General features: G+C 51.7%; 8 protein-coding genes and 5 tRNA genes. 3 read left to right on the top strand and 10 right to left on the bottom strand.

Annotation, left to right across the window (positions count from 1 at the left end):
- Window position 1 precedes the first annotated feature (1 nt).
- The 8 genes from C9J03_RS11135 to C9J03_RS11100 form a co-directional block, all read right to left on the bottom strand.
- Window positions 2–78, bottom strand: a tRNA-Val gene (locus tag C9J03_RS11135).
- Between the two features lie 25 nt (window positions 79–103).
- A tRNA-Val gene (locus C9J03_RS11130) sits at window positions 104–180 on the bottom strand.
- Window positions 181–209: 29 nt separating this feature from the next.
- A tRNA-Val gene (locus tag C9J03_RS11125) sits at window positions 210–286 on the bottom strand.
- A gap of 25 nt (window positions 287–311) precedes the next feature.
- A tRNA-Val gene (locus C9J03_RS11120) sits at window positions 312–388 on the bottom strand.
- 29 nt (window positions 389–417) lie between these two features.
- Window positions 418–494 (bottom strand) — tRNA-Val (locus C9J03_RS11115).
- Between the two features lie 286 nt (window positions 495–780).
- Window positions 781–1,569, bottom strand: coding sequence for a ParA family protein (locus C9J03_RS11110; protein WP_044623111.1), 789 nt, complete (start codon window positions 1,567–1,569; stop codon window positions 781–783).
- A 115-nt stretch (window positions 1,570–1,684) separates the two neighbouring features.
- Window positions 1,685–2,272, bottom strand: a complete 588-nt coding sequence (locus C9J03_RS11105) for a NapC/NirT family cytochrome c (protein WP_044623112.1) — start codon at window positions 2,270–2,272, stop codon at window positions 1,685–1,687.
- 16 nt (window positions 2,273–2,288) lie between these two features.
- Complete coding sequence (locus C9J03_RS11100; protein WP_044623113.1) at window positions 2,289–2,900, bottom strand: c-type cytochrome; 612 nt, start codon at window positions 2,898–2,900, stop codon at window positions 2,289–2,291.
- A 355-nt stretch (window positions 2,901–3,255) separates the two neighbouring features.
- On the opposite strand from C9J03_RS11100, the gene C9J03_RS11095 reads away from it, so the two are divergent.
- Genes C9J03_RS11095 through C9J03_RS11085 form a run of 3 tightly spaced genes read left to right on the top strand, consistent with a single transcriptional unit; the run spans window position 3,256 to window position 8,405 of the window.
- A complete protein-coding gene (locus tag C9J03_RS11095) occupies window positions 3,256–5,391 on the top strand; it encodes an OmcA/MtrC family decaheme c-type cytochrome (RefSeq protein ID WP_044623114.1) in 2,136 nt (711 codons plus the stop codon).
- A 37-nt stretch (window positions 5,392–5,428) separates the two neighbouring features.
- Complete coding sequence (locus C9J03_RS11090) at window positions 5,429–6,391, top strand: DmsE family decaheme c-type cytochrome (protein ID WP_044623115.1); 963 nt, start codon at window positions 5,429–5,431, stop codon at window positions 6,389–6,391.
- Between the two features lie 10 nt (window positions 6,392–6,401).
- Entirely contained in the window at window positions 6,402–8,405 is a 2,004-nt protein-coding gene (locus C9J03_RS11085; protein ID WP_052829745.1) for an MtrB/PioB family decaheme-associated outer membrane protein, read from the top strand.
- Window positions 8,406–8,453: 48 nt separating this feature from the next.
- Here C9J03_RS11085 and C9J03_RS11080 read toward each other — a convergent pair whose 3' ends face one another.
- Both C9J03_RS11080 and C9J03_RS11075 read right to left on the bottom strand, forming a co-directional pair.
- Entirely contained in the window at window positions 8,454–8,714 is a 261-nt protein-coding gene (locus C9J03_RS11080) for a DUF5062 family protein (RefSeq protein WP_039462384.1), read from the bottom strand.
- A 130-nt stretch (window positions 8,715–8,844) separates the two neighbouring features.
- On the bottom strand, window positions 8,845–9,882 hold the full coding sequence (locus tag C9J03_RS11075) for a DUF3080 domain-containing protein (protein ID WP_044623116.1): 1,038 nt from the start codon (window positions 9,880–9,882) through the stop codon (window positions 8,845–8,847).
- Window positions 9,883–9,940 lie beyond the last annotated feature (58 nt).

Raw genomic sequence — 9,940 nt, 5'->3', positions numbered from 1 at the left:
TTGGTACGACCGAGTGGACTCGAACCACCGACCCCCACCATGTCAAGGTGGTGCTCTAACCAGCTGAGCTACGGTCGTACTGTATCTTCAATCAAATTGAAGATGGTGCGTCTGAGTGGACTCGAACCACCGACCCCTACCATGTCAAGGTAGTACTCTAACCAGCTGAGCTACAGACGCAGATTGTGTTCTAGATTAACGCTAGAAATTGGTACGACCGAGTGGACTCGAACCACCGACCCCCACCATGTCAAGGTGGTGCTCTAACCAGCTGAGCTACGGTCGTACTGTATCTTCAATCAAATTGAAGATGGTGCGTCTGAGTGGACTCGAACCACCGACCCCTACCATGTCAAGGTAGTACTCTAACCAGCTGAGCTACAGACGCAAATTGTGTTCTAGATTAAAGCTAGAAGTTGGTACGACCGAGTGGACTCGAACCACCGACCCCCACCATGTCAAGGTGGTGCTCTAACCAGCTGAGCTACGGTCGTACTGCATTCCCGTGGGAACGAGGAGCATATTAGCGAGTGATGATCCCTCGTGCAAGTGTTTGAGTTGGCTTTTTTAAGTTATGGTGACTGTTTGCTTATGCTTTGAGCGCGGCGGATTATTTATCACCGCCGTGGCGGTTAAAAGTGTGATTTCAATCACTTTTATCCGAGCTGACATTCCCTCTCCAGCTTTTTCATATTGCCTGACGATAAAGTTAAGCCAGCTTGTCATTATGCTAACAAGCTGGCTTACAATGATAACTGCCTGATAACTATGGACGAGGCGTTAATTGACTGTGGCTTTTTCCGTTTGCTCCAGCGTGGCAAAAAGATTGCTAAATGACTGGGTGAGTTTGTGGTTCGGCAGCAGGTGGATTAGCGGCTGTTGGTGATAATGCGATTCTTTCATCTTGACCGAGAGCGGCAGGTAAGGCTCAAGGATCTGCAAGCCGATATCTTTTAAGTCTTCGATGATTTTAGCTGGGAACTTGGCCTGGGCATTGAACATATTGACAATCACCCCTTCGACTTCAAGCTTGGGGTTATGATCCTCGCGCAGCTCTGCCACATTGTTGAGCAAGGTCATCAATGCCTGTTGGGAGAAGCTATCGCAGTCAAACGGGATCAGCAGTTTATGAGCACCAATAAGGGCGGCCTTGCTGAAGAAATTCAAATTCGGCGGGGTATCGATGTATATACGGTCGTACTCTTTGTCCAGCTCATCCAGAGCGTCGCGCAGTTTATAGATTTTATAACGGCGCTCGAGCTCAGACTCGATTTTTTCCAGTTTCGGGCTGGCGGGGATAATGTCAAGGTTGTCGAATGGAGTCGCTTGTGGGTAGGACTTGATCGGTGTCGATACCGAGAACCAGCCCACGGTCTGGTTGAGTAGCTCAGCCATGTTTTTGCTGTTGTCGATATTGATGTCGAAGCCGAGGTAGTGGCTACTGTTGCCTTGGACATCTAAGTCGAGGAGCAGTGTCTTGTACCCTTGGGCTGCACTGATTGCAGCAAGGTTGGCAGTAATGCTTGATTTACCAACCCCGCCTTTTTGGTTGAAGACGACACGACGCATGAAAATCCTTGTTATGCTACTAAATAGATATGTTCACGGTAGCGCACTGATATACGAGTCGCAATCCGGGTAGCGAAAAAATGTTAGCTATTTAACTTTTTGGTGAGTATCTACTTCATTCGGCAGCGGCTTCCGTCGCTGCTGGCTTGGGCAGCGCATGGGCGATACCGGCATGGCAGTCGATGCATGTTTGCCCTCGTTCCGCCATAGTCTGGTGGCGGCGGCTGGCATTGCGCGACTGGTTTTCGAAATCCATCTTGTTGACATCATGACAATAACGGCACTGTTTGGAGTCATTGGTCTTGTACTCGTCGGTCACTTTCTGTGCCAGCCGCGGGCGGTGTTCTGTTTCGAAGTTCTCCAGCGTGATGGTGCCGCGCATCATGTGGAAGATATCGCCAGTCGCGCCAATTTTCAGCGCCATTTTGGGAACGAATTCACGGGGGACGTGGCAGTCGCTGCACGTAGCGGCGACCACCCCCTTGGTGTTTTTAAAATGAATCGAGGCTTGGTATTCCTCGACGATGGTATCCATGCCGATATGACAGCCATAACAGAACTGGTTCCTGTTGGTATAGTCCATCGTCCAGTGAAAGGCTGCCATTGCGCCTATACCCAGAACGAAAGCAATGAACGCCCCAACAGGGATGCCCCATAGCAATTTACGCCAGAGTGAGCTGCTGGGTTTGTTGGAATCTGTCACGGCCTGTCACTCCTGCTTATTGCTGGCTGGCATAAAACTCAACCAGTGCTGAAATATCATCAGCACTAAGGGCTTTGATTGCATCGACCATACCTTTGTCACCTTGGCGCTGGCCACCCTTGTACTCATTCATAGTGCGCAGGATGTAACCTTTTTGCTGGCCTGCGAGGATAGAGGCCTCGTCGAATGGGTCGCTGCCACCTTTCGAATGGCATTTGTCACAGCTGGCCATATGTACCTCTTTGCCCGCAGCCGCTTTGTTGCCATCGAACGTTTGTTTGGCTTTGACAAAAGGTTTGGATGAATAATAGTTGGCAAGATCGTTGATTTGATCCTCGCTCAGCCCTTCGACAACGGTTTTCATATTGCCACTTTTGCTGGTATCCCCAAGGACATGGTTAACGGTTTTGGCCGGGCGGCCATCGAGGTATTGCAGCATCTGATCGCTGAGGTTCCATTCGGCAATCCCGGCAATGGAAGGGATGTTGGTATTCTTACTGACTCCGTTAGTACCGTGGCAGGCATCGCAACTTTTCACTAGCTCATCACTGACCGCAGCAGCATGGCTGCAATAGCCACCGATAATAATGAGGCAGGATAGTGCAAAGGGTTGTTTCAACACTCTCATGATGTACTCCTTCGAACGCGACACTGTCACGATGGTTTTTTGTCATCAAAGATAGGACAGAAGCTCAAATCCCGCCAATGACTACAGAGAGTGAGAGTAAGGGGGAAGCTGAGAAAGCTGTTGCGATTAATGGATTGTTCTTAAAATTGAGTCAGGGTTATTTGTAATTTTTATCAGACACTTGCTTCTATTTTCGGGGGATTAACCCTGATGTCATCAAATTCTCAGCCAAACACACAGCGATAAATAGCTATATTTTTTATTTGCTTGCCAAGCCTTGCGAGAAGTTATGGACCCAGGCTATCTCCCATGGAGTGCAAGTTAACCCTTCAATCCGCTAGTGTGAGTTAATCTGATGATTGTTATAAGATTTATATTAGCTTTTATTTGTATCTGCCTGATTCAAGCTTGTGATAACCAAGGAAGCGATCAGAATTCTCCACCGCCGGATCCGAATGATATAACCATCGATGCCCAGACACCGGTTCTGGATGAGAACGGCATGCTGTCGGTTGAGTTTACAGCGACAGACGGTACGGGAGCGCCATTTGAACTCGACCCTGAAAGCGGTTTGAGTTTCGCCGTCCTCAAGGTCAGCGAGGGGCGTAGCACCGGTGACAATAGCTTTTGGCAAACCTTTATCTTTGGGAGCCAGTCTCCAGCAGCCGATGCCAAGCCAAACTTTGAATCCAGCGGGGTCTTTGAGGTGCTGGCGGCAGGCAGTTATCGCTATACCTTCTCGGTAGACGTTACCCAAGTGGTTGACCCCGCCCAACTGTCGGCAGAACCAGCACCCGCAGAAGCGGCAGTGATTGAGTGGGAGCCGGATGTTCTTCACCGCTTTGCCATTCGCTATGGCGATGCGCTCTCGGATATTCCTGTCATTAACTATACCCTGGACTGGGTTCCTTCCGGTGGCTCGGCACCGCTGTCGCGGGATATCCTGGATAATTCAAGCTGTACCACGTGCCACATGGGCGAGGCCCCTTTTCATGGCACTCGCGCGCCGGCAAACCGGGTAGAGCCGCAAATCTGTTCAGCCTGCCACAACGACAGTAACCCCAACTCAACCCGTCGCTCTTTAGCGGTCATTGTCCATGACAAGCACGGTAATGTGTTTGAGATCCCGGATGAGGGGGGCGAAGAGACTGAGCCAGAGCTGGTGGGCTCACCGTATCCGCAGGATGCCAGGAATTGCGATACCTGCCACAAGGATGTCTCCGATACAACGGCCGATGCCGATAACTGGTTCAATCATCCAACTGCTGAAGCCTGTGGGGCCTGCCATACGGTGCGCAACTCACATTCAAGTGCTTTCCCATCTAATGACCGCTGCGAAGGCTGCCACGGAGTTGATGCCGGTGGCAGGTCGGTGCAATCTGTCCATGGAGGCCGGCTGGCGGCGATGCAGGCAGGAAGGGATACCTTGGAATTGGCGATTAATTCGGCCCGCTACAGCGACCCGGACTTCGAAATAGAGATCACGCTGACGCGCAACGGGGAGGGCGTCGCGTCATTTGCAGATATCGCCCCGTTTATCCGCCACGGTTCTGCCTACTTGTTGGTTAACTGGAATAACGGCAACGGCCTTGAGATCAGCTATACCGCCAATCGCGTCCGGATCAATATGACCGAAGAATGTAGCGCGATGGGGGATGGACAGTTTCTCTGTAAGAAGGCCTTCCCGAACGGTGAAACAGCGCTTAAACCTGCCGCTGGCTCGGTATTGGTCGTGACAAATGCTGAAATGCCGCTGTGTACCGACAGAAAAGCCGAGCAACCGGCGCTGATCGCTTGTGATGACAGTTCGCTCGAGAATGACAGGGACACCGAGTACCTGCTAGCGGCCAATGCGGTCTGGGCCGCTTTTGATATCGGTGGCGGCGCCGTCAATGAAAAAACCGCGATTGGCGCAGATTTAGCATCGTGCAACGGTTGCCACAAGGATCTGACCGTACATCTCTATGGTCCGGCGGGACAAGCGCATTCAGCCAAGGACTTCGAGCAGTGTGCCAGCTGTCATAACGCCACACGAGCGGCATTCTACCCAGGGATCCCCGGCGATCTGAAATACCATGTCCATTCATTCCACGGATTTGGCTCGCAGCGCAGCGGGGAGTCTAGTTATCCCGGCAATCTCGCTAACTGCGAAGCGTGCCATACCGCCTCGCAGTACAACCTGCCGAATCAGGCAAACATCCGGCCTTCGGTTGCTAGCGTGGCGGCCGGTGATGCGAGAGAAAACAAGTTCTTCAGCCCTGCCTTGGTGGTATGCGGTAGTTGTCACTTGGCATCCAATTTGGGGGATGTCAATCCCGATAGTCCGGCTGAAGGCGATGGCGCGATTTCGCATATGCTAAGGAACGGTGCCGTGTTTGCCGCAGACAGTGCCGCTGATGCAACCGGCAGTGAGCAGTGTGCGACCTGTCACTCGGTCGGGCAGGATGTCGGTGTCGACGTTGTCCATGATGTCTACCGGTTCCGCCAGTAAACCAGATTCGCTGAGAACGCCTTGGAAGGATTATAAAATGAATAAGAGAAAGTGGTGGTCGTGGGCAGCAAGCGGGATCCTGATCATGCTGGTCAGCATGATGGCTTTTGCCGACACTGAAAGCCGAGATCCCCGTGAAGCCGTTGAGGCTGAGCTGGATAAAAAATTCCAGGATGGACGCTATTCACGCGATGGCTCTGAGACGTGTCTGCGTTGCCATGACAAGGATTCAGAGATCCCGGCGACGGGGATCTTCGACAATGTTCACGGCCGCCTGGGGGTTTCCCATGGCCCGATGAGCGATCGCCAGTGCGAAGCTTGCCATGGCCCGCTGGGAAACCATCACCGTAACCCGAGGGGGAATAATGCGCGTGAGCCCATGATCACCTTTGGTGACGATTCCCCCGTTCCTGCCAGCAAGCAAAACAGCGTTTGCCTGTCTTGCCACCAAGGTAGTGCTCAGAGGAACTGGCACTCGAGCGTGCATGCGTTCGAAGATGTCAGTTGCTCGAGCTGCCATAAGCTGCATCAGGCTGAAGACCCCATGTTTAACCAAGCAACGCAGGTAGAAACCTGTACCGGCTGCCATAGCCAGGTTAAAGCTCAGCTGCACAAGCGTTCCAGCCATCCGATACGGGATGGGGTCATGAGCTGTTCGAGCTGCCATGAGCCGCACCAATCAGTCAACGAAGCCAGTTTGAAGCAGGTGGATATCAACGAAAATTGCTATCAATGCCATGCGGAAAAACGCGGCCCCTTCCTGTGGGAGCATGAGCCGGTGTCTGAGGACTGCAGTTATTGCCATAACCCGCACGGCTCCATCAATAGTGCGATGTTGGACAAACGCATGCCTCAACTGTGTCAGGACTGCCATCGAGTGCCGCACGCTCAAGTGGACATTCCAGAAGGAGACCTGCGTGTGCGTGGCGGCAGCTGCATGAACTGCCATAGTCAGGTACACGGTACCAATCACCCTCGCGGCTTAACGTTGAGAAAATGAGAGCAGAGCAATGAAGATTGTATATCCAATTTATTGGCTGACTGCATCGATGACATTCTGTGGTTATGCCGAAGAAGAGAGCGTGCCCGCTGACAATCCGTACCAGGATTACTCACTCAAAGCGGCGAAAGAGGTCGATACATCCGGCTGGGAGTGTAAAGCCTGCTCAAGTGATGGGCAATGGCAGGGAAGTGCCGCATTGGGCGCGGGCTATTCAGATAATGGTGGCTCGACCCGGTTCAACAATTGGGTGCCGACCCACAGTGATGTAGGGGCCGTGGGAACACTCAATGCCGATTTAGGGCAAGTCAATGATGACGGGGAATACACGCGGTTTGAGGTCGAAGACCTTGGCTTGAAGCGGTTTCGGATCGGCACCGAGCTGGGTGATTACGACGGTGTGCGGGCAAGCCTTTACTACAGCCAGTCACCGTATTACTGGAACGATGATAGCCTTTCTGCATACCGTGGTGATGGCACGACATTGACCGAAGGGGATCTCAGGACTTTCGACAAGGAATCGATTCGGGAAAAAATCCAGATCGGGTTGAAGTATACGCCGCCAAGCCCCTGGCAGCCCTATGCGGACATGACGTTCGAGCAAAAAGAGGGGACATATTCCTTCTATGACAACCGGGTGCCTGGCGTGGGCAGTGTTCCCGGATATATTCAAAAACCGCTCTCGCATGAAACCCTCAATACTGCTGTTGGGGTGTCCTATCTCGAGGAAGACTGGCTTATCGATGCGGCATACCGGGCCTCGGTCTTTCGTAATGACAACCAGGCCTTGTATTTCGGCCCTGCCAGCGATCCCTTTGCCGACTCCCGGGCCTACGAGCCCGATAATGAATTTCACCAGGTTGCTGTCTCGGGAAATTACAGGATGGACAGGCAGACGATTGATGGCCGGGTACTTTGGCAGGAGTCGACATCTGACGGTGGGTTGAATGTCTTTCCGGGATCACCGAACCAAAAGGCCAAGTTCGACGGTAAGGTCAATACGGTTCAGGTCGATGCGGGCTACAGCAATCGGCTGACCAGCAAAGCTGCGCTGAAGGTGCGGGCAGATTACCGGGATCGCGATGACCGCTCGGATAAGGATGCCGTCATAGGCCAGACACGGCCAACAACCGACAGAACTCGAAGCGGTCTCGAAGTGGTGGGGGATTACCGTTATAACCGGTCATGGAAAATTCAGGGCGGATATGACTATCGCTATCGCTCGCGGGAAGAGGCGAACAGGAAGCGCACCAATGAAAGCACGCTGTATCTTTCAACACGCTACAAACCGGTCGATGACTGGAGTGCCGGTGCCAAAGTCTCATGGCAAGACAGAGACGGCTCGAGCTGGAGGAACGACAGTGCCAATAGCCCGAATTTGAGGCAGTATTATTTGGCCGATCGGGAAAGGCTGGAACTCCGTGGGGATATTCGCTATCAGCTTAATGATTCAACCCAATTGTCTGCCGCCGCTTGGTACGGCGATGAGGATTATCCCACCCCGGATATAGGCCGCAGCTCGGGTAAAGATTATGGCTATGATGCCACCGTTGATTACCAGCATGATGAAAATACCGTGGGCTATGCCTACCTGAATTATCAGCAAATTGAATCCAAGCAGCAGAGCGCCAACAGCAATTCCCCTGATTTTTCCCGATATACTTCAGAACTGACCGATGAAGCTGTGGTTGTCGGAGTTGGAGCCAACCGGAACAATCTGATGGATAAGCGGCTGGATATCGGGCTTGATTACAGTTATAGCTATGGCAAGGGAAAGACATCCACCACGTCAAATGCCGACTTTGATTATCCGGATAATCGCTCCCAGGGGCATCGTTTGGAGGTCAATGGTACCTATCGTGTCGATGACAGACAGAGTATCAAGCTCAATATCAGGTATGAAAACTATGATGAGGATGATTATCTGTTTGCCGCAGACGAGGATAGCCTAGGCCGTGTCAATCAAGACTATGATGGCTACTTCGGTATGGTGTCGTGGGAATATAAATACTGATAGCAGGTAAACCAGCAGGTTTGAGGGGGCTCAAACCTGCTGCTAGTGTTACTGGAGCAGTTCGTGATCCGGCGGTAATAGCCGGGTAATCCACAGGATGAGTCTGTGTTTCATATTCGGTCCGTCTTCCTTGTCTTCAGGAAGCGGGGTAATTTGCTTGAATTGAACCAGCAAGCGGTAAATACATTCGACCTTATCCTTCGACGAGACTGATTTGTCTAAATCATCAAATCCTTGCTTCTTGGCAAAGGCCATACCTAGCTCTAGCGCTTTTTTTAAGAGTTTTGCATCGTTTTTGTTCTTCTTCATATCAGCTCCAGCCAGATGGTTATTAATTCATCTTAGAGCCTGTTGTTATGCATTTATAGCAATACAGGGCAATTCTTTGCGCTGAGTCGGTGAATTAATAATACCAGGCGATAGATGGCCAAAGTTTAGGCTAACGGGTGCCGATTTTGATGTTGCACCGCTTGAACGTCCGTTGCCAGAACCCGACATGCTGGCGTGTCGCCTGCCTGAAGCGATTATGGAGCTTACCGTTGAGGTATTGCTCGACGTAGGGAGTGGTGGCTGATTTCCTGGCATGTTCCAGCGTGAGCAGTGTTGTTAGAGCAGGAGATATTTGGCGGTATTGGGAGTCGAGCTCGGCAAGGTAGGCCTGCAGCTCGCTGGCAAAGAATTTGTTGAAAACGTTACTGAGGTATTCGGCTTTCTGTTGGTTGCGGTTAGGGCCGCAGATGAGCCGCTGTTCATGTTGTTCCAGCATGTCGGTAATCGCTTCTAACCACAACGTCGCGAGGTGTATCGAATAGACCAGCTGGCCGAAGTAGTGGTGGGTATGTAGCTGCTCTTGATGCTTTATCAGCCGGTCAGCCTGTTTCTCTTCTACACTGGTGCCCTGAAGGATGTTTTTCTGAATAAAAGTTAGAAAGTTAAAGGCATTTAAGCTTTCATCAAAGCCATAGAATAGGCCTAGCTCGAAAGGTTGGTGGTATATGGTGAGTTGCTGCCGCCACTCCTTTTCTGTGGTGAGCATATTCCACAGGTGGCTGGCGAGCTGGGCTTGTTTCTGCTGCTTGAACCCTTCAAGCATCGGCAGGACCTCAGAGTCTTGCGGGAGTACCTGCTGGCAGTGGTTGAGGCCACTTAACAGGATGAGCTCATAACGCAGTTGGCGGGTTTTGTCCTGTACCTTGCCCAAAATGGAGTTGCGCTCGGCGATCAGGTTGAACAGTCCGCATTTTCTCAGTTCATAGGCATCGAGTAGATCAATTCGAATATCTTCGATAGGCTCTAGAAGCTCGCGGGGTTCTGGAAAGGCGATGAGATCTATGTCATCGACGGCCACTGGCGAAGTGTCGAGGACATTGGCGAGCCGCTCATTGTAGCTGTTGAAGCTGCGTGTAGCGGTGTTGGGCTCGCAGCCAGTCAGTACCAGGAGCAGCAGAAGTAGTAGAGGATGGCAAAACAGGTTCATATGATTAGTATATCCAAGTAACCTGGTGTCACTGGGTTTTATACGTCGCGAAACAAAA

The sequence above is a fragment of the Photobacterium gaetbulicola genome (genome assembly GCF_003025515.1).
In the GTDB taxonomy this organism is placed as follows: domain Bacteria; phylum Pseudomonadota; class Gammaproteobacteria; order Enterobacterales; family Vibrionaceae; genus Photobacterium; species Photobacterium gaetbulicola.
This window is presented reverse-complemented; position numbering and strand designations above follow the sequence as displayed.

Excerpts from the sequence above, each read along its gene's own strand:
- C9J03_RS11110 (WP_044623111.1), bottom strand. The coding sequence starts at position 1,569 with ATGCGTCGTGTCGTCTTCAACCAAAAAGGCGGGGTTGGTAAATCAAGC.
- C9J03_RS11100 (WP_044623113.1), bottom strand. The coding sequence starts at position 2,900 with ATGAGAGTGTTGAAACAACCCTTTGCACTATCCTGCCTCATTATTATC.
- C9J03_RS11095 (WP_044623114.1), top strand. The coding sequence starts at position 3,256 with ATGATTGTTATAAGATTTATATTAGCTTTTATTTGTATCTGCCTGATT.
- C9J03_RS11090 (WP_044623115.1), top strand. The coding sequence starts at position 5,429 with ATGAATAAGAGAAAGTGGTGGTCGTGGGCAGCAAGCGGGATCCTGATC.
- C9J03_RS11085 (WP_052829745.1), top strand. The coding sequence starts at position 6,402 with ATGAAGATTGTATATCCAATTTATTGGCTGACTGCATCGATGACATTC.
- C9J03_RS11080 (WP_039462384.1), bottom strand. The coding sequence starts at position 8,714 with ATGAAGAAGAACAAAAACGATGCAAAACTCTTAAAAAAAGCGCTAGAG.
- C9J03_RS11075 (WP_044623116.1), bottom strand. The coding sequence starts at position 9,882 with ATGAACCTGTTTTGCCATCCTCTACTACTTCTGCTGCTCCTGGTACTG.